20 protein-coding genes are annotated in these 18,747 nt (G+C 72.7%); 5 read left to right on the top strand and 15 right to left on the bottom strand.

Annotated features, from left to right (window positions below; genetic code table 11):
- Positions 1-185 precede the first annotated feature (185 nt).
- On the top strand, positions 186-797 hold the full coding sequence (locus tag ACFV0Q_RS09460) for a hypothetical protein (protein ID WP_385002981.1): 612 nt from the start codon (positions 186-188) through the stop codon (positions 795-797).
- Between the two features lie 104 nt (positions 798-901).
- On the opposite strand, the gene ACFV0Q_RS09455 is transcribed toward ACFV0Q_RS09460, so the two are convergent.
- Positions 902-1,405, bottom strand: coding sequence for a hypothetical protein (locus ACFV0Q_RS09455; protein WP_385002978.1), 504 nt, complete (start codon positions 1,403-1,405; stop codon positions 902-904).
- Between the two features lie 269 nt (positions 1,406-1,674).
- On the opposite strand from ACFV0Q_RS09455, the gene ACFV0Q_RS09450 reads away from it, so the two are divergent.
- Both ACFV0Q_RS09450 and ACFV0Q_RS09445 read left to right on the top strand, forming a co-directional pair.
- A complete protein-coding gene (locus ACFV0Q_RS09450) occupies positions 1,675-2,184 on the top strand; it encodes a carboxymuconolactone decarboxylase family protein (protein ID WP_385002975.1) in 510 nt (169 codons plus the stop codon).
- A gap of 82 nt (positions 2,185-2,266) precedes the next feature.
- Entirely contained in the window at positions 2,267-3,487 is a 1,221-nt protein-coding gene (locus tag ACFV0Q_RS09445; RefSeq protein ID WP_385002972.1) for a serine hydrolase domain-containing protein, read from the top strand.
- Between the two features lie 15 nt (positions 3,488-3,502).
- Here ACFV0Q_RS09445 and ACFV0Q_RS09440 read toward each other — a convergent pair whose 3' ends face one another.
- From ACFV0Q_RS09440 to ACFV0Q_RS09420, 5 genes are all read right to left on the bottom strand, one after another.
- Complete coding sequence (locus ACFV0Q_RS09440; protein ID WP_385002970.1) at positions 3,503-5,647, bottom strand: tetratricopeptide repeat protein; 2,145 nt, start codon at positions 5,645-5,647, stop codon at positions 3,503-3,505.
- Positions 5,644-6,054, bottom strand: coding sequence for a hypothetical protein (locus ACFV0Q_RS09435; protein WP_385002967.1), 411 nt, complete (start codon positions 6,052-6,054; stop codon positions 5,644-5,646). The genes ACFV0Q_RS09440 and ACFV0Q_RS09435 overlap by 4 nt, the downstream gene beginning before the upstream one ends.
- A gap of 64 nt (positions 6,055-6,118) precedes the next feature.
- A complete protein-coding gene (locus tag ACFV0Q_RS09430) occupies positions 6,119-6,583 on the bottom strand; it encodes a hypothetical protein (RefSeq protein ID WP_385002964.1) in 465 nt (154 codons plus the stop codon).
- Entirely contained in the window at positions 6,547-6,732 is a 186-nt protein-coding gene (locus tag ACFV0Q_RS09425) for a DUF397 domain-containing protein (protein WP_385002961.1), read from the bottom strand. The genes ACFV0Q_RS09430 and ACFV0Q_RS09425 overlap by 37 nt, the downstream gene beginning before the upstream one ends.
- On the bottom strand, positions 6,729-7,568 hold the full coding sequence (locus ACFV0Q_RS09420; RefSeq protein WP_385002958.1) for a helix-turn-helix transcriptional regulator: 840 nt from the start codon (positions 7,566-7,568) through the stop codon (positions 6,729-6,731). The genes ACFV0Q_RS09425 and ACFV0Q_RS09420 overlap by 4 nt, the downstream gene beginning before the upstream one ends.
- 124 nt (positions 7,569-7,692) lie before the next feature.
- Here ACFV0Q_RS09420 and ACFV0Q_RS09415 point away from each other — a divergent pair, with 124 nt between their 5' ends.
- Entirely contained in the window at positions 7,693-8,169 is a 477-nt protein-coding gene (locus ACFV0Q_RS09415) for a hypothetical protein (RefSeq protein WP_385002955.1), read from the top strand.
- Here ACFV0Q_RS09415 and ACFV0Q_RS09410 read toward each other — a convergent pair.
- From ACFV0Q_RS09410 to ACFV0Q_RS09395, 4 genes are all read right to left on the bottom strand, one after another.
- Entirely contained in the window at positions 8,094-8,969 is an 876-nt protein-coding gene (locus ACFV0Q_RS09410) for an alpha/beta hydrolase family protein (RefSeq protein WP_385002953.1), read from the bottom strand. The genes ACFV0Q_RS09415 and ACFV0Q_RS09410 overlap by 76 nt on opposite strands.
- 171 nt (positions 8,970-9,140) lie before the next feature.
- Positions 9,141-10,430, bottom strand: coding sequence for a kynureninase (kynU, locus tag ACFV0Q_RS09405; RefSeq protein ID WP_385002950.1), 1,290 nt, complete (start codon positions 10,428-10,430; stop codon positions 9,141-9,143).
- Positions 10,423-11,271, bottom strand: a complete 849-nt coding sequence (locus tag ACFV0Q_RS09400; RefSeq protein ID WP_385002948.1) for a tryptophan 2,3-dioxygenase family protein — start codon at positions 11,269-11,271, stop codon at positions 10,423-10,425. Before ACFV0Q_RS09400 ends, kynU begins: the two co-directional genes overlap by 8 nt.
- 129 nt (positions 11,272-11,400) lie before the next feature.
- The gene (locus tag ACFV0Q_RS09395; protein WP_385002945.1) at positions 11,401-11,814 is read right to left on the bottom strand and encodes a DUF3151 domain-containing protein; all 414 of its coding nucleotides are present in this window, start codon (positions 11,812-11,814) and stop codon (positions 11,401-11,403) included.
- A gap of 162 nt (positions 11,815-11,976) precedes the next feature.
- Here ACFV0Q_RS09395 and ACFV0Q_RS09390 point away from each other — a divergent pair, with 162 nt between their 5' ends.
- Positions 11,977-13,125 carry an IS701 family transposase gene (locus tag ACFV0Q_RS09390; RefSeq protein ID WP_385002943.1) on the top strand — a complete coding sequence of 383 codons (1,149 nt, stop codon included), beginning with the start codon at positions 11,977-11,979 and terminating at the stop codon, positions 13,123-13,125.
- A 91-nt stretch (positions 13,126-13,216) separates the two neighbouring features.
- Here ACFV0Q_RS09390 and ACFV0Q_RS09385 read toward each other — a convergent pair whose 3' ends face one another.
- From ACFV0Q_RS09385 to pyrE, 5 genes are all read right to left on the bottom strand, one after another.
- Entirely contained in the window at positions 13,217-15,139 is a 1,923-nt protein-coding gene (locus ACFV0Q_RS09385; RefSeq protein ID WP_385002940.1) for a helix-turn-helix domain-containing protein, read from the bottom strand.
- 103 nt (positions 15,140-15,242) lie between these two features.
- Positions 15,243-15,944: a BTAD domain-containing putative transcriptional regulator gene (locus ACFV0Q_RS09380; protein ID WP_385002937.1), complete on the bottom strand. Its 702-nt coding sequence runs from the start codon at positions 15,942-15,944 to the stop codon at positions 15,243-15,245.
- Positions 15,945-16,025: 81 nt separating this feature from the next.
- Complete coding sequence (locus ACFV0Q_RS09375; protein WP_385002934.1) at positions 16,026-16,736, bottom strand: ScbR family autoregulator-binding transcription factor; 711 nt, start codon at positions 16,734-16,736, stop codon at positions 16,026-16,028.
- Between the two features lie 178 nt (positions 16,737-16,914).
- Positions 16,915-17,937: a class II fructose-bisphosphate aldolase gene (gene fbaA / locus ACFV0Q_RS09370; RefSeq protein WP_385002931.1), complete on the bottom strand. Its 1,023-nt coding sequence runs from the start codon at positions 17,935-17,937 to the stop codon at positions 16,915-16,917.
- 260 nt (positions 17,938-18,197) lie between these two features.
- Positions 18,198-18,737 (bottom strand): orotate phosphoribosyltransferase, encoded by a 540-nt coding sequence (gene pyrE, locus ACFV0Q_RS09365; RefSeq protein ID WP_385002928.1) that lies wholly within the window; start codon positions 18,735-18,737, stop codon positions 18,198-18,200.
- Positions 18,738-18,747 lie beyond the last annotated feature (10 nt).

The following is an 18,747-nucleotide window of genomic DNA, read 5'->3' as shown; positions in this document are numbered from 1 at the left end:
GTGCCCTCCCGGTCGACACCTCCGGCCGGGAGCGGGACGATGAAGGGGAAGTGACCTAGGCCGGGTCCCATCCGGCTCCCCGCGCGGCCGGTGTTCCCCCGTGTCCGTCCGGCCAGGGGGGCGACAACCGCCCGCTCGCCGTCCGGGCTCCGTGGCGGCGGTGGGCGCCTCCGATGGGTATGACCATGTCCGGTTCCCACAGGCACCGTCTCACCACGTTCAGCGCCGCATCGCTCGTCGCCCTGCTCGCGCTCGCTCCGGCGACCGCCGCCGCGGCCGCCGCACACCCGGCCGCTCCCGCCGTCCCGACCATCTGCCACGGCCTGACCCAGCCCAACGACCCGTACCACCTGGGCTGCCGGGCGGGCTACCTGGAGGGCTCCTCGGCCGGCAACAAGGCCGGCAAGCCCCCCATCTGCCAGAAGGTCGCGCCGCCGCTGTCGCCCGTGAACCCCACCCCGTACGAGCAGGGGAAGCGGGAGGGCTACGTCTACGGCTACAACCAGTCCTTCGCCACCGCCTACAAGGCGAACTGCGCCAACAAGCCCCAGGTCCCGCCGCCGCCCCAGAAGCCGCCGCCCCAGACCCAGACACCGTCGAGCATGGCCGCCGCCGGCCAGGCCGCCGGAACCACCTGGGGCAAGGAAGACGCCCGGCTGACCTGCACCCGCGCACACGCGAACCTGGTCCCGCCGAAGACCCCGGACACGCTGATCACCGCGTACCAGAACGGCTACCGCGTCGGCTACGACACCGCCTACGACGAGGCCTACCGCCAGATGTGCATGAACAAGTGACCTCGGTGACCTCACGGAAGGTCCCCGGAGCCGCGCACGGGCTCCGGGGACCTTCTCACGCGCTCACGTCACTCACGTCACGCGCTCACGCGCTCACGCGATGGTCAGCAGAACGCCTCCCTGGCCACGGAAGCTCCCTTGTTCCAGCCCTGGGTGAACTGCTTGTTGCCCGATGCCGGGGCCTTCGCGGCGCAGTTGCCCTTCACGGCGTCCCAGCCGGCCACGATGCCCGCCTTGGCGGTGGTGCCGGTGGCGCCGGTGCCGGTGTCGTTCCCGGTCTTCATCTCGCTGCCGCCCGAGCACTTGGTGTCCTCGTTGCCCTGCCTGACCGTGTACTGGACGTTCTCCATCTTCTCCATCGCGAAGGAGCCGTCGGCACTCATGTTGAACTGCACCGCCGGACCGGACCCCTTGTCCAGGAACGCGGCCCCCGGCTTGAAGCCGCCGCCGGACAGCCGCACCGTCCCGTCGGGCAGGACACCCGAGAGGGAACACGAGGCGGCGGGCACGGCCGCGGGGGCCGAGGCCCCGGCGAGGGCGGCGGGCCCGAGGACGAGGGACCCCGCCAGCGCGGGGGCGAGCAGGATCAGACGTGTACGTCGGTTCATGGTGGTGCCTCCCATGAGGGAGAAGGGGGACGGTCTGGGGTCGCGGGCGACCGGGACGACATCGCCAGGCGGCACGGGCCGGGCCCCTCCAAGGGGCCACGCGGCGCCGGTCCGGCGGCTGTGAGGCCGGACATGTCCGTCGTTTCCGTCCTTCCATCGTCTCCCGGACTGCCGCGGGTGTCGTCCCGAAAAGTTTTCTCCCCGGGCTGTCACACTCCCGCCGTCCCATCCGTCAGTGCTGTGAAGACACCGACCGAAGGAGAGCAGCGATGACGAACACCGACACCACGACCCCCACCACCTCGATCTCCCGGATGGCCAACCCGGGCGAGTTCGTCCCCGAGCTGAGCGACATCAGCGCCGCCCTCTTCCGGGCCACGGGCAACCGCTCGGTGCCGCGCACCACGATGAGCCTGGTGCACCTGCGGGCCGGGCAGATCGTCCACAACACGTACCTGACCGTCCTGAACACCGCCTTCCTGCGCAAGGCGGGCGAGACCGAGGAGCGCATCACCGCCGTCTCCTCGTGGGCCGACGCCCCGTACTTCACCCCCGCCGAGCGCGCCGCGCTCGCCCTGGTGGAGGCGACCCTGCAGCCCGCCCCGCACGGCAAGGAGCGCGTCTGCGACGAGCTGTACGCGGAGGTCGCGAAGCACTACGACGAGAAGGCCCTGGCCACCCTCACCATCGCGATCGGCCAGATCAACTTCTTCATCGCCCTCGCGGTCATCGGCAAGCCGGCCCCGGTCGCCTCCCTCGCCGACCAGCAGTGGGACTGACCCGCGGGGGGGCGGCCGCCCGGCGGGCGGCCGCACCGGAGCGGGCCTAGCCTGAAGGCTCCCCGTGACAGGAGGAACCGCGGTGAAGGCGACCCTCATACCCCTGCGCCGGGCCTGCGTGGCCGCCACGGCGGCGACCCTGCTCCTCGCCCCGGCGGCCACGGCCTCCGCGTACCGGTCCACGACCGCCCCGGCGCCCGCGGCCCCCTCCCCGTCGGCGGACACCACGTTCGCGCAGCTCACCCCGGCCGTCGCGGCGAAGCTCGACGCGGCCATCCGGCGGACCATGACGGAAACCAAGGTCCCGGGCGTGATCGTGGGCCTGTGGGCTCCGGGCAAGGGCAGTTACGTGAAGACCTTCGGCGTCGCCGACAAGGCGACCGGCGCCCCGATGCGGACGGACCTCAACGTCCGCATCGGCAGCGAGACCAAGACGTTCACGGTCACCGCCCTCCTCCAGCTCGTCGACCAGGGGAAGATCGGCCTGGACGACCCCATCGGCACGTACATCGCCGGTGTCCCGAACGGGGACCGCATCACCCTGCGCGAGCTGGCGGGCATGCGCAGCGGGCTCTTCAACTACAGCGAGGACCCCGCCTTCGACAAGGCGCTCACCTCCGACCCCGACCACGTCTTCACCCCGAAGCAGCTGCTGGACTACTCCTTCAAGCACCCGGTCAACTTCGCTCCGGACGCGAGGTTCGAGTACTCCAACACCAACCTGATCCTGCTCGGCCTGGTGATCGAGAAGATCACCGGCCGCCCGCTCGCCGAGGTCGTCAACCAGGACGTCATCGAGCGGGCCGGGCTGCACCACACCCTCTTCCCCACCGGCGCGGAGTTCCCCGCCCCGCACGCGCAGGGCTACACGAACCAGACGGCCTCCGGGAAGATCGAGAACTCCACGAACTGGGACCCGTCCTGGGCCTGGGCCGCCGGGGCGGTCATCTCCGACCTCCAGGACCTGCGCAGCTGGGCGAAGACCGTCGCCACGGGCACCCTCCTGACCCCCGCGACGCAGGCCCAGCGCCTCATGACCAAGCCCATCGGCATCCCCGGCGACGGCTACGGCCTGGGCATCTTCGACATCCAGGGCTGGATCGGCCACAACGGCTCGCTCCCCGGCTACGAGACGCTGACGGTGTACCTGCCGGAGGCGAAGGCCACCATGGTCATCCTGCTGAACACGGACGTCACGGTGAACGGCCAGGAACCGAGCACCCTGTTCGGCACCGCGATCACCAGCATCGTCACTCCGGCCCACGTCTACCCGGGCAAGAAGCCGGCCGTCCACGGACGGTGAGACGGGCCGAACCCGCTACCCGGCCCCGGCCTCTCCCGCCTGGTACCGGGCCAGGAGCTCTTGGGCCAGCAGCGTCCAGGGGTGGTCCGGCCCGAGTACTCGGGCCCTGTTCTCGGCGACGGCCCGCGCGTGCTCGACCGCCTCGGTGAAGTCGCCCAATGCGGCAAGGATCTGCGAGAGGAGCGACCTGGCGGCCAGCGTGATCTGGTAGTCGCCCCCGTACTGCCGCTCAAAGGCGGCGAGGACCGCCCTGGCATAGGGCAGCGCGGCCGCCGGCTCGCCGCCACTGAAGAGGGCGAACGCGAAGTTGTGCTCGGTTCTCAAGGTGGTGACGTGGTCGGGTCCGAGCGCCCAACGGCAGTCACGGACCAGCTCCTCCCCCATTTCCACCACCGCGCTCCCGCCCGACTCCGGATAGAGCGGCAGGTACGACCTCACGCGAAGCGTCAGCGGATGTACGGGTCCCCGCGCTGCGAGCTGGCCGGCCACGGCCCGCCGGACCAAGACACCGGCCTCGGTCAGGTGCTCGGACGCCCGTAGCGGGTGTGTCAGGGCAATGCAGCTTTCGAGCGTGTCCGGGTCCGTCGGGCCGAAGACGCGCTCGCAGAGGGCGAGAGTCTCGCGGAGCAGCGTCTCGGACTCCTCGAATCGTCCGAGGCGGTGCAGGGTACGTCCTCGCCGCTGGTGCAGCCTTACCAGCAGTGGATGCTCCCCGCCCAGACGCCGCTCCGTCAGCTCTTCTGCCTTCAGCCCCAGCGACAGAGCCGAGGCGAAGTCACCGGCACGATGCAGGACCATGACGAGCCGCAGGGCCGACTCGGCAGCCCTTTCGGCGGTCGACCGGTCGACGCCGTCCCATTGCGTCACCCGTCGCAAGAGCGCGAGCACATGAGGTGCCAGCGGGCTGAAAGACGCGGCGCGCAGCCCGCGCTCGGGCTGTTCCGGGAGCGCGGCCAGCAGTAGCCGGGCGGCCTCCCCGGCGAGCGGCCCGCGCTGGTCCGACGGGGTGCTCCGGGCCACGCTGTCGAGGAGCACGCCATGGGTACGCAGGCCGCGCGGCGCTTCCCCCACGAGCTCGGTGAGGGAGTGGTCGAGCAATCCGCGCAGGGCCGGTTCCACCCGTGCTGCCGGAAGGATCGGCGGGAGTTCCGCGTCGGCCAGCAGGGAGAGGGGAAGGGGGTCGCTCCCCCAGCACGCCAGCAGCCGCAACAGCACCTGTGCCTCGGGCAGGCCCTGATCGGCGACCGCGCGGAGCGAGAGTTCCCACGTACGGCTGACCAGATGGCGGGAGTCGCCGCCCGGCTCCGTCCCGCCCTGGTCGAGCAGCTCGATGGGGTCGGTCGCGCGGCCACCGTCGAGGTGGTCGGCGTAATCGGTCATCGTCCAGGGGCTGATCACGCGCTGGGACAGGAAGGTGCCGGCGAGGGTGAGCGCGAGCGGCAGCCGCCCGAGCCGGTCACCGATCGCTGCGGCCTGCTCGACGGTTCCCGTTCCGGGAGCCAGGTCGCACAGCACCTGGGCGGCCTCTTCCCTGGGGAGCACCCCCACCTGGAGCAGCTCCGCGCCGGGCCACCAACGGGCTGCGGCCTGACGGCTGGTGACCAGTACGGTCCCGCGCGCGCTGGTACGGAGCCAACCCCCGTCCCGCAGCACGGCGGGGTCGTCCGCGTTGTCGATCACCAGCAGCCAGGGCTCGTCCGAGCGGTCCAGGTGGTCCCACACCAGGTCCGCGGCTGCCCGTAACCCGCTGCGCGCGGCGGCCAGCTCTCCCTCGGCGGCGCCCCGGTCGGCGGCCACGGCGAGCATGCCGGAGCGCAGGGACGTGGTGTCGGAGGCGTTCACCCACAGCCCGACTCGACCCGCGTCGGCGGTCGCGTACTCGAAGACCGCGTGGGCCACCGCCGTCTTGCCGCACCCGCCGAGTCCGTGCAGAACGTACGCCTGACCGGCCGTCCCCGGCTCTACGGAGGCCCGCAGGCGTTGCATCAGCTCGACCCGGTCGCGCAGCGCGAGGGGCGTGCGGCCCAGCGTGGGACGGCGTACTGAGTCCGGCCCGGACCACGTGGGGCCGTGGTGGTGGTGCTCCACGATGTGCTGGTCACCGGCCGCCTGATAGACCCGTCCCTGACCGCTGGCCCGGCCCTCGGTACGGCCGGTCACTGCGGACCCAGGTGGAGGTCACGGCCCGCCTGGTAGACGCGGCTGCTCCCGGAGGCCGTCGCCTGCTGGGTGATCGAGCCCGCGGCGGGCGCCGCGTCAGCGTGCTCGGCCAGCAGGGACCGCAGCTCCGCGGCCACCTCCGGGTGGGCGCTGAGCAGCCGCCGGATCCTCCCCTGCCATTCCGCCGCCAGCTCGGCCGGAGTCTCCTCGTCGCCGTGGTCGCGCGCGCCGAGCAGGTCCTCGCGGGTCGCCTCCAGCTCGGCGGACACGGAGTCCGCCCGGTCCGGGAGGACCCGCCTCCAGAGTGCGACGACCCCGTCCCGGGTGCTCTGCCACACCTGGGTGGACAGGAGGGAGACCAGCGTCGTCCCTGCGGTACCCGCCAGTGCGGCGATCTCCGGATCCATCAAACCCCCTGAGTTGACGGGCAGTTGGCAGTCACGGCCACAGTAGACGAGGGGGTCCTCCCCGTCAGGGCAGATCGTCCCGTCCCAGCCAGGCGGGGCGGTCGGGTACGTCGGCGTCCCAGTCCTTCGGCGGCGGTGGTGGCGGGGGCGGGGGCCTGCGGCGCGGTACCGGTGCGGGCTCGGGGCGCGACTCCGGCTCCGGCGGGGGTGGGGGCGGGACGCTGTCCGAGACGACCACGACCGCCTTGAACCGGTAGTGGTGGGGCCATCCGAAGCGGGTCTCCACGACGACGAGGAACCCGTCGCCCTCCCGGTACACGACCCTGCGCGTCACCTTGCGGAACAGTCCGGGGTCGAAGGCGTCGACCCGCTCCCGGAGCGCGGCCAGCGCCTCTTCCCGGGTCCCCTCGACGTGCCCCATGACCCCGACGGACCAGGTCAACCCCCGGTGCTCGCCGATGTTCCGCTCCAGGATCAGCCCCCAGGTCGGCACTAGGACGCAGCCGCCCAGCCCGCGAAGTCCGCCCATGTGGCTGGCGCCAGCGTGAGGGTGGGCCCGGGGTTCCTGGAGTCCCGAACATGGACGGCCTCCGGGCACGCGGCCACCTCGACGCAGTTGTCGCCGCCGCCGTCGTCGCTGTAGCTCGACTTGAGCCACCGCAGGGGGCTGGTGCTCATTCCCGCTCTCCCGCCAACCGCTCGATGAGGCCCAGGGATTCATCGGGACTCAGTGCCTGTGCGCGGATCTTTGCATACCGCTGGAAGTACGTGCCGACCTTTCCACGGTCGCTGATCAGCAAACTCTCGTCCTGGATCTCCAGATACACGAGCCGTTCATGGCGTGGCGTCTCGAACAGCTTCAGCGGCCCGTATAGGCGCGCGTGATCAGAAAGATCACCACCGTCCAGGGGGAGAACTTGAAGCGTCACGTTGCGGCGGTGGGCATAGGACAGCAGACACATCAGTTGGTCACGCATGATCTGCTCGGTACCCACCTCGCGGCGCAGGGCACTCTCGTCGACGATCATCTCGACCAATGCCATGGGATCGCGGTCGAAGAGCGCTTTGCGCTTCATTCGCCCCTCGACCAGTTCCCGCACTCGCTCGTCGGAGACCGGCGGGAAGCCTCCGTGGATCAGCGCAGTCGCGTAGTCCTCGGTCTGGAAGAGGCCATCGATGACGAGCGGCTGGTACGAGGAGACGGTCAGGGCCATCTGCTCAAAGGCGACGAAGTCCTGGAAGAGGAAGACGGGGCATTTGTCCAAGAGGACCAGTTCCCGGCCCAATTCGAAGACCCCGAGGCCGTCGCCGATCGCCCCTTCGAGTCCGACCAGCATGTCATCGCTCGCAGGCTGCGCACCCGTTTCCATCGCGCTGATCGCCGCCGCCGAGTATCCGAGCATCTCGCCCAGTTCCTTCTGGGTCAGCTTCTCCCGCTCCCTGAGGACCCGTGCCAGGTGGGCCAAGAGCCGGGTCACTCCACCCGCCTGCTTCTTGTTCGCCGACTTCGCCATCCGATCACCTTCGAACTCAACCGAACTCAACCGAACCCAACCAGCGCGGCCCGCGTTTCTACCGTTCAGAACCCTTGAGCCCGCGCCCTGGAAAACGGTAGACCCGGCCCTCCACGCTTGTTCCATGAACACTGAAAGTGACGCCGCCAACTCCCCCGCTCCCAGCTGGGTTCCGGACTCCGGGGTCGGGATTCGCAAGGCAGGCGTGCTGTTTGACGCGCTACGTGTGGACGGTGACATGGGGCTGGATCTCGCCGACATGCTCGTCGTGCTCACAGGGGGTGACCCCGGGCCGATCCTGGTGCAGAGCAACGGGCGGCGGCCCGTGTACTTCCTGGTTCCCGTCGGGGCCGCCCGGTTCAAGGTCTGGCCGCCCGGGATCACGCGGCTCGGCTCGGGGCCCAGCCGGACGACGTACCTCCCGGTCCCCGCCCTCGAAGGGGCCTGGCCGCTCAGCTGGCGGTGTCCGCCGAGCGGGGAGGACCGGTTCGTGCACGCGCTGCTGCTGCACCGCGCGGCCGGGCTCTACCAGGCCAGCTGCGCGATCTCCTCGCAGACCACCGCGCACGCGTCGGCCGCCGGGTCGATCAGGGGGAAGTGACCGACTCCGTCCAGCAGGGTCAGCCCGACCAGCTCCCCCGCGACCCCGGCGGCGGCGACGTACGACTCCGCCACCGCCGGCGGGACCACGATGTCCTCCCGCCCGTGCACCACGGCGGTGGCGATGCCCGTCGGGAGCAGGGCCGCCGGGTCGGCGAAGGGCAGCCGGGCGTCCCAGTGCTCCGGACCCCCCAGCAGCTGCGCGGACGCGCCCCCGCACACGCCCAGCCCCTCCGCCGCCGCGAAGTCCGCGATGGGGGCCAGCGCCACGACGCCGCGCAGCATCGGCGGGGAAGCCAGCCTCCAGGGGGACCCGTACGGGAGCACGTGCCGGGCGGCCGCCCACAGCGCGAGGTGTCCGCCCGCCGAGTGGCCCGTCACCACGGTCCGGCGGAAGTCCGCGGCGGGCAGCGCCTCGGCGGTCAGGCCGGGCAGCGCGTCCATGGCGGCGGCGACGTCGTCGAAGGTCTCCGGCCAGCGCCCCGCCACATGCCCCTCGGCGTTCTGGTGCGGCAGGGAACTCCCGCGCCGGTACTCGACGTTGGCCACGGCGAAGCCCCGCCGGGCCAGGAAGTCCGCGAGGGGGGTGACGTGCTGACGGTCGTAGGGGGCCCGCCAGGCCCCGCCGTGCAGCAGCACGACCAGCGGGGCCGGGCCGGCGACGTCCCCGCGCGGGGCGTAGAAGTCGACGACCTGGTCGGGGTGTTCCCCGTACGCGGCGCTCGCGTCCGGGGCGACCGGGGGGTGCGAGAAGGCCGAGGCGGCCTCGGCGGCGTCCCGTTCGACTGCGGGGTCCGTCATCGGCTCAACCTCTCGGTAACGCGTGGGACAGCGGGGACAGATGTTCCGGTGTTTCGCCAGAGCGGGACCGTATCAGGCTAGAACCCGCAATCCCGTGGCCGGACAGGGCGGAACGGGAGCGGGCGGAGCCGTAGCCCCGCCCGCCCGTCGCAGTGACGTTTCGCTACGGCGTCACCCGAAAATGTGACCCAGTGTGCGCGCGGCGCGCTCCGCATCGGCGAAACCGACGTAGAGCGGGGTGAATCCGAAGCGCAGGACATCGGGGGCGCGGAAGTCCCCGACGACCCCCCTGGAGATGAGCTCGGCCATCACCTCGCGGGCGTTCTCGGTCCGCAGCGAGACCTGGCTGCCGCGCTCTCCGTGACCGGCCGGGGTGACCGGCTCGACCCTGCCCTCCGGGACGTACGCGGCCACGCACTCCAGGAAGAAGTCCGTCAGCGCGAGGGACTTGGCGCGGACGTCCTCGATGTCCACGCCCTCCCACACCCCGAGGGCCGACTCCAGGGCCAGCATGGACAGGATGTCCGGGGTCCCGACCCGTGCACGGGCCGCGCCCTCGGCCGGCTCGTAGCCCGGGGTCATCGCGAACGGCTCGGCGTGGCTGTTCCAGCCGGGGAGCGGGGAGTCGAAGGCACCCTGGTGGCGGGCGGCGACGTAGACGTACGCCGGGGAACCGGGCCCGCCGTTGAGGTACTTGTACGTGCACCCCACCGCGAGGTCCACGGCGTGCGCGTCGAGGCCGACCGGCAGGGCGCCGGCGCTGTGGCACAGGTCCCACACGATCAGCGCGCCCGCGGCGTGGGCGGCCGCGGTGAGGGCGGGCAGGTCGTGGAGGCGGCCGCCGCGGTAGTCGACGTGGTTGAGGAGCACCACGGCGGTGTCCCCGTCGAACGCGGTGGGCGCGTCCGCGGGGTCCACGGGGACCAGTTCCAGGCCGGTCAGGCGGGCGGCGGAGGCCGCGATGTAGCCGTCCGTCGGGAAGGTGGTGGCGTCGACCAGCAGCTTCGTCCGGCCGGGGGCCGCCAGGCGGGCGGCGCCGACGAGGGCCTTGAAGAGGTTGACGCTGGTGGAGTCGCCGACGGTGATCTGGCCGGGGGCCGCGCCGACGAGGGGGGCGATGAGGTCGCCGATCCGCTCGGGGGCGGTCCACCAGCCGCTCTCGTCCCAGGAACGGATGAGGAGTTCGCCCCATTGGCGGCGGATCACGTCCGTGAGGGCGTCGGGGACGGCGGACGGGAGCGCGCCGAGGGAGTTTCCGTCGAGGTAGACGACTCCGTCGGGGAGGGTGAAGCGCTCGCGGAGCTTGGCGAGGCCGTCGTGGGCGTCCAGCTGCGCGGCACGGGCCGCCAGGTCCGCTGCGCGGGACTCCCTGGGGGCTCCGCCCCCTGAGCCCCGCGCCTCAAACGCCGGCGGGGCTGGATTTTGGCCCGGCTGCGTCGGCGACGCGTGAGTCTCAGACATGGCTGCGTGCCGTCCAGAGTTCCGGGAAGACGTTCTTCTGGGCGCGCTTCTCCAGCCAGGTCACCCCGGCGGAGCCGCCCGTGCCCGTCTTCGCGCCCATCGCGCGGCGGGTCGCCACCAGGTGGTCGTTGCGCCAGCGCCAGACGAGTTCCGCCACGTCGGTGAGGACCTCGCCCAGCCGGTGCAGGTCGGCGTGGCCGCCCGCCGGGTCGGCGTAGAGGGCCGTCCAGACGGCCTCGACCTCCGGCGAGGGCTCGTACCGCAGGGCGACGTCGCGGGTCAGGACCGACTGCGGGACCGGCAGGCCGCGGCGGGCCAGCAGGCGCAGGGTCTCGTCGTAGAGGCTGGGCTCCTGGAGGGCCTTCTCCAGCTCCCCGTGGACGCGCGGCGCGCCCCGGTGCGGGACCAGCATCGACGCCGACTTCTCGCCGAGCAGGAACTCCATCCGGCGGTACATCGCCGACTGGAAACCGGAACCTTCGCCCAGCGCCGAGCGATAGGCGTTGAACTGCGACGGAGTGAGCTGGGCGAGGGGCCGCCAGGAGGCGTTCAGGGCCTCCAGCTCGCGGAGGGAACGTTTCAGCGCGTCCATCGCGACCGGGATGTCGTCCTCGCGCAGTGCGCGGGCCGCCGTCTCCCACTCGTGGACGATCACCGTGAACCACAGCTCCATGACCTGGGTCGTCACCAGGAAGACCATCTCGCCCGGGTCGTCCGAGCGGAGGTGCTGGAGGTGGGTGAGGACGTCGGCCTGGACGTAGTCCTCGTACGGGGTGGTGCCGGCGAAGTCGAGGTTCGGGGTGTCCGAACCGGCTCCGGAGGCATCAAGGGCTTGCGACATTTCTGTCTCCTCGACACGTGCTTCCGGGTAGCGGTCCGCTCCTTCCGGTGAGGTAAGTGGAGCCCCGGTCCCCTGCCTCGCATCATAAGCAGGGGATCCGGGAGCCCTCTAGGGCGAACCCCGGCAGCGTTATGCGAGCGTGTCCGCCGCAGTCTGCGAGGAATCGCGCAGGAAGGTCGAGCAGCGCTCGTACTCCTCCTTCTCGCCGATGGCGCCCGCGGCGCGGGCCAGGGCGTGCAGGGCGCGCAGGAAGCCGCGGTTCGGCTCGTGCTCCCACGGCACCGGGCCGTGGCCCTTCCAGCCGGCGCGGCGCAGCGCGTCGAGGCCGCGGTGGTAGCCCGTACGGGCGTACGCGTACGACTCGACGGTGCTGCCCGCGGCGAAGGCGCGGTCGGCCAGGGCGGCCCAGGCGAGGGAGGAGGTCGGGTGCGCGGCGGCCACCTCGGCCGGGTCGGTCCCGGCGGCGAGGGCCTCGCGGGGCGCGGGCTCGTCGGGCAGGTGGGTGGGGGCGGGGCCCCCGAGCAGGTTCTGGTGAATCGACATGCGCCCAGTGTGTCGGATGGGCCGGACGGGCGGGCGGTGGTGGGTTCCCCACCACCTTCCGGGGAAGTGCGGTGACCGGCGCACCTCCCCCTGGAGGGGGTCGGCGACGGACCGTAGGGGTGCAGTTCGATGCACGTACAGGGGGATGTCGTGGCAACGATCATGAGCAGCAGTACCGTCGCGGGGGCGGCGGCCGAACCGGTCACCGATCCGGCCTACGCGGCGGCCGACGACCTCTGCGACGCCGTCCTCGGCTCGCTGCGCCGCAAGGACCAGCGCGAGAAGGGCCGCCAGTACGTGCGCGGGCTCCTCGCGCTGCCCGGCCGCAAGTCGATGCGCGGGATCGCCGGGCAGGTCGGCGGCGGTCCCGCCGAGCAGAGCACGCACCACTTCATCTCCGGCTCCACCTGGGACTGGGAACCCATCCGCGAGGCCCTCGCCGGCTATCTGGAGGCCACCACCCCGCTGACGGCGTGGGTGGCGCAGCCGATGGCGATCCCCAAGGGCGGCGAGCACTCGGTGGGCGTGGCGCACCGCTTCGACCCGCACCTGGGGCAGATGTTCCGCGGTCAGCGGGCCTTCGGGACCTGGTTCGCCTCCCCCGGGCTGGTGACGCCGGTCGGGTGGCGGATGTTCCTGCCCGACGCGGAGGCGGATGCCCTCGGCGCTCCCTGCGCGTACGAGGAGGCCGCGTACGCGGAGTCGGCGGCGGCCGCCGTGCTCGACACCGTGCGCCGGGGCGCGGGCGCCCCCCGCCCGGTGGTGCTGGACATCCACCGCATCGGGACCCGGTCCACGATGAACCGCTTCGCGGAGGCCCGGGTGCCGGTCATCGCCCGGGTCGATCCGGCGACCCCGCTGCTCGTCACCGACCCGGCGCTGACCGGCCACGGCGCGGGCCCGCGCAGCGCCCGCGAGGTGCTGCGGTCGGTGCGCGGCCTGTGCACCCCGGTGGAGTGGGCGGACCCGGACCCCGCGCACCCGGGGGGCCGGCACCGCAGCACGCTCGCGGTGGCGGTGCGCGTGACGATGCCCGACCCCTCCCCGGCCCGCCGGCGCCACCTGCTGCTGGTCGGGGAGTGGACGGACCCCCGGCGCGCGCCGTCGCAGCTGTGGGTGACGGACCTGGTACGCCTCCCCGTGGGCCCGCTGCTGCGGCTGACGAAGCAGGGGCTGCGCGTCGGCTCCGCCGCCGAACGCAGCGGCCGCGAGGCGGGGTTGCGCGACTTCGCGGGCCGCACCCTGCCCGGCTGGCACCGCCACGTCACCCTGGCCTCCGTGGCGCACGCCGCCCGCGCCCTGACCGCGTAGCGGCGAGCGGGGGCCGGGCGCTGGCCCGGTGCGGGCCCGGCGCTGGCCCGGCGCTGGCCCGGTGCTGGCCCGGTGCGCGCCCGGCGCTGGCCTAGCGCGCCTGGTGGGCCGCCGTGCGGCGGTCGTGGAGGACCGTGCGGGTCGTGCGCAGCCGCAGGGCCATCTGGATTTCGAGGGCCCGGGCGGGCTGCTGCCAGTGCGGGCCCAGCAGTTCGGTGACGCGCTCCAGGCGGCGGGAGACCGTGTTGGGGTGCACGTGGAGGGACTCGGCGGCGCGGGTCGGGCTGGCTCCGGAGGCGAAGTAGGCCTCCAGGGTGCGGGTCAGTTCCGCCGGCCGGCCCGCGTCGTACTCCAGGACCGGGCCGACGGTCGAGGCGATGAAGGCCTCCACGTCGTGGTCGGCGGACAACAGCAGGCCGAGGAAGCCCAGTTCGCGCGGGGAGGCCGTGCCGCCGACCCCGCCCAGGGCGGTCAGCGCGTCCAGGCAGCGCACCGCCTCGGCGTACACGCGGGCCACCTCCCCCGGGCTCGCGGTGGGTCCGGCGGCGCCGGTGGACACGGCGTGGCCCAGGAGCGGGGAGAGTTCGCCGGAGACCCGGTGCGCCGTGGCCGAGGCGTCGGTGGCGGGCAGCACCAGGACGATGCAGCCGCGGCGCACGCCCTTGAGGCCGCCCGTCCGGTACGCGTACGAGGAAGCCCAGGCGACGGCCTTGCCGAGTTCGCCGCCCTCGGGCCGGGCCACGACCACCACGTGCGGGCGGTCGAGGTCGATGCCGAGCCGCCGGGTGCGCGCCAGCAGGTGCGGGTCGACCGAGTGCGGCCGTTCCAGCAGGTCGGCGAGGAGCTCGTCGTGGACGGGCCCTTCGGCGGCGGCGGTGCCCCGCTGGATCAGCATGAGCGAGGCCACGGACTGCGCGGCCAGCTGCAGCAGCCGTACGTCCTCCTCGGCCAGCGGCGCGGACGCGCTCAGCAGCAGCACCCCGAGGTCCTCGGCACCCGCGAGCACGGGAGCCAGCCACAGGTCGCCGGGGAGCCGGACGGGCCGCCGGTCGGTCAGCGCCTCCAGGGCCCCCTTGGTCACCGCCTCCTCGTCCAGGCCCGGCAGTTCGCCGGTGGCGGTCAGCGGCCGCCCGCCCGGGTCCCGTACCTGGAGCACGCCGTCCAACGCGTCGGCGGTGGCGCGGGCCAGGGTGGGCAGTCCGGCCCCGTCGAGGACCAGGCCGGCCAGCCGGGCGTGGCACTCCCACAGGTAACGGACCCGGGTGAGGGCGGTGTTGGTGCGCGAACCGAAGGCCTCCAGCTCGGTGACCTCGTCCCGGGTCTGCTCCAGCAGGCGCGCCTTCTCGATGGCGACGGCGGCCAGGTCGGCGAGCGAGAGCATGATGCCGATCTCGTCCGGGGTGAACTGCCGTACGGCGCGGTCGGATCCGTAGAGCGCGCCGAGGCTGGAGTCCCCGCGCCGCAGCGGGACGGCGATGATCGCGTGCAGGCCCTCCGCCTCGACGACGGCGTCGATGCCGGGGGCGTGCACGATGGCCGGGTCGGCGAGGTAGTCGGCGGTCCACACGGGGGAGCGGCGGGCCTGGGCGATGCTGCCGAGGCCGCGGCCGGTGCCGAGTTCGAGGCCCGCGTTGAGGGCGGTGGTCTCGCCCTCGGAGGTGCGTACGTACGCGGTCCCGTCCGGGCGGCTGAGCGAGAGCCAGGCCATGTCGAAGCCGAGGAGGCGCCGGGCGCGGCGGGTGATCAGGCGCAGCAGGCCGTCGATGTCGTACGGGGACGTCAGGTCGTGCGCGGTGTCCACGAGGGCGGTGAGGGCGGCTTCGCGCTGCTTGCGGCGGCTCGCGCCGGCCCGTACGGAGCGGGCGAGTTCCACGGCGCGGGTGAGTTCCGCGAGGGCGGCCGGGCCGGTTCCGCCGCGGCGGGCCTCGGCGAGCAGGGCGTCGTACCGGCTCTGCGGGGCGTCCGCCGCGAGCAGTTCCAGTACGGCCAGTGAGCCCCCGTCGTCCCCGCCCATGGTGCCGTCCCCCGTCCGACCAGCTGTTTTCCGCTCGGGTCCCGAACCTAGGTTCCGTCCGGCGGGGGGTCAAGCAGGGCGCGCGGCCCGGGACGGCCGCCGGTCAGCAGCGGGTGGCGCAGGCCAGGTTCGTCCTCGGGGCGGGACGGACCGCGGCCAGGGCCCGTTCCTCGGCCCGGCGCAGCGCGGCCGGGTAGGCGCCGTCGGGGCGCGGGCCGCCCGCGCCGCGCAGGCCCGCCAGTTCCAGGCGCAGTGCGCGGTGGTGGCCGAGCGCGAGTTCCGCTTCGACCCACTGGCCGAGTACGGAGAGCCGGTCCGCGTCGAGGAGCGCGATGCGGCCGCGGAGCCAGGTCCCGGCCTCGATGCCGTCCAGGGCGGGGCCGGTCCACAGGTCCAGCGCGCGGCGGAGCCGGGAGGCGGCCCGCGCGAAGTCGCCCCGGCCCATGGCCCGGTAGCCGGCGCCCGCCTCGCGCTCGAACTCGCGGACGTCGCAGCGGCCGCCGCCGGTGTCGAGAAGATACCCGCCGGGACGTGACGAGAGCACCGTTTCGGGAGTCCGTACCGAGGAGGCCCCCAGCGCCTCGGCGATCCGCTCGCGCAGGCGGCGTACGGCCGTGTGCACGGCGGCCCGGGTGTGTTCGGGCGGCATGCCGCCGGCCAGTTCGTCGGCCAGCACCGAGACGGGCACCACCCGGTCGGGACAGGCCGCGAGGACCGCGAGGACGTGCCGGGACTCCGGCGTGGGGGCCGTGACGGGCATACCGTTCTCGGTGACCCGCGGGGGTCCGAGCACCTCAATGTCCACAGTCTTCTCCCTGGGCAGGCAGCAGAAAAATAATACCCGGAAGGATCTTTCAGGGAAGAGGCGGAGCGGACGGCCCTCGCGTCAGGCGGAGATCTCCTCGACCGGAGCCACACCGCCGGAGCAGCCCGTCCGGCAGGCGTGCCCGCCGTCCGGCCCGTACAGCGCCCGCGCGCCGCGCCCCGGCCGGGTGTCGAGCCGGATCGCCACGGCCGGGACCACCACGTTCGGCATCACGTGCGTGTACAGCTCCGACACCTGCGCGTCCAGGTCCAGGCGCAGGATCTGGGACATGGTGTTCAGCCCCGCGTAAGCGCCCACGATCAGCCGCGACGGCACCAGCGGGTCCACGCCCGGCAGCAGCTCGCCGCGCCGCCGCGCCTCTTCCAGGACGGTGACGTGCAGGTCGATCCAGGCCTGGTACGGGGCGGCCTTGTCGAGGTGGCGGCCGGCGTGCTCCAGCGTGAGCCGGGCGCTCGCCCGCATCAGCGTCTCGTGCCGCAGCCGGTGCGAGAACACCATGCCGATGTCCACGAACTCCTGGGTCTTGTACGGCTGCGGGGGCAGCTGCGGCTGCGAGGCGTTCTGCGCGTCGATGACGGCCTGGGCCAGGCCTTCCTTGGAGTCGAAGTGGAAGTAGAGCGCACCCTTGGTGACCTGCGCGATGTTGACGATGTCGGAGAGCTTGGCCGTGTCGTAGCCGTGCTCCTCGAAGACCTCGGCCGCCGCTTCCAGGATCGCCCGACGGGTGCGCACCGCCCGGTCCTGCTTCACCTGGGGTCGCTCTGTCCTCATGTCTGGCGTCGCCTCTCCTGGCCCGCCGGCTTTACATCCCCACGGGTACGTTTCTGTGGGTCGATTCCACACCATCCCCCGCCCACCCGTCCACCGGGCCGCCCCCGCTCTGTCAGAAAGGGGGCCCGCCGGTCCGTGGAACGGACCGGCGGACCCCCTTCCCGGGTCCCCTGCGGGGTTACTTCAGCTTCGTGCCCGTGGAGCGCAGGTTCGCGCAGGCCTCGGTGACGCGCTTGGCCATGCCGGCCTCGGCCAGCTTGCCCCAGGTGCGCGGGTCGTACGTGGACTTCGTGCCGACCTCGCCGTCGACCTTCAGGACGCCGTCGTAGTTGCGGAACATGTGGTCCGCGACCGGGCGGGTGAAGGCGTACTGGGTGTCGGTGTCGAGGTTCATCTTCACGACGCCGTTCTCCAGCGCGGTGGCGATCTCCTCGGCCGTGGAGCCCGAGCCGCCGTGGAAGACGAAGTCGAACGGGGACGCCTTGCCGTACTTCTCGCCGACGCCGGCCTGGAGGTCCTTGAGGAGCTCGGGGCGCAGGACGACGTTGCCCGGCTTGTAGACGCCGTGCACGTTGCCGAAGGAGGCGGCCAGCAGGTAGCGGCCCTTCTCGCCCAGGCCCAGGGCCTCGGCGGTGCGCAGCGCGTCCTCGACGGTGGTGTACAGCTCGTCGTTGATCTCGTGGCTGACGCCGTCCTCCTCGCCGCCGGTCGGGGTGATCTCGACCTCAAGGATGATCTTCGCGGCGGCGGCCTTGGCGAGCAGCTCCTGGCCGATGGCCAGGTTGTCGGCCAGGGTCTCGGCGGAGCCGTCCCACATGTGCGACTGGAAGAGCGGGTTCAGGCCGCGGGCCACGCGCTCGGCGGAGACCTCCAGGAGCGGACGTACGTAGCCGTCCAGCTTGTCCTTCGGGCAGTGGTCGGTGTGCAGCGCGACCGTGATGCCGTACTTGGCGGCGACGACGTGCGCGAACTCGGCCAGGGCGACCGCGCCGGTGACCATGTCCTTGTTGTACTGGCCACCCAGGAACTCGGCACCGCCGGTGGAGATCTGGATGATGCCGTCGCTCTCGGCCTCCGCGAAGCCGCGCAGCGCAGCGTGCAGGGTCTGGGTCGAGGTCACGTTGATGGCCGGGTAGGCGAACTTGCCTGCCTTCGCCCGGTCGAGCATCTCGTTGTAGACCTCGGGGGTTGCGATGGGCATCTGTCCGCTCCTTGGATGTGCGGGGAGTGTGCTTATTGCGGGCCCTGACCTGGGGGCGACGTCAGACGTCGCCCCCATCTTTCCAGACTCGGCGCGACACTCCAGCCCACCCGTCTCGCCATCCGGTCCGCAGCGGGTGGAGCCCTCCGCGAGGAGCGCTCCACCCGCCCGGAAAGGCGCAGGTCAGACTGCGGACCGGGGGGTTCTGGGGACCTTGGTCACCAGTTGTCCGCCCGCGTTCCGCCTCCCCGGTACGGGGGTCAGGCCAGGCCGAGGTCCCCGAGGCGGTAGCCCGTGAGGTACGGCAGGCCCGCCGCGGCGATGGCGTCCGCCGCGCCCCGGTCCACGATGGTGGCGACGGCGACGACCTCGCCGCCGGCCTCGCGGACCGCCTCGACGGCGGTCAGCGGGGAGCCGCCGGTGGTCGAGGTGTCCTCGACGACCAGGCAGCGCTTGCCCTTGACCTCGGTGCCCTCGATGCGGCGCTGCATGCCGTGGGCCTTCTGCGCCTTGCGGACGACGAAGGCGTCGAGGCGCGCGCCGCGGGCCGCGGAGGCGTGCAGCATCGAGGTGGCGACCGGGTCGGCGCCCAGGGTCAGGCCGCCGACGCAGTCGAATTCGAGGTCGGCGGTGAGGTCGAGCATGACCTGCCCGACCATCGGGGCGGCCTCGCCGTCGAGGGTGATCCGGCGGAGGTCGATGTAGTAGTCGGCCTCCTTGCCGGAGGAGAGGGTCACCTTGCCGTGCACGACGGCCTTGTCCTTGATCTGCTGCAGAAGCGCATCGCGTACGTCAGTCATGCCCCCGAGC

Origin of the sequence: Streptomyces sp. NPDC059564, assembly GCF_042735575.1 — a bacterium.
Classification (GTDB): domain Bacteria; phylum Actinomycetota; class Actinomycetes; order Streptomycetales; family Streptomycetaceae; genus Streptomyces.
Note: the sequence above shows the minus strand (reverse complement) of the source record. Positions and strands in the feature narration are given on the sequence as shown.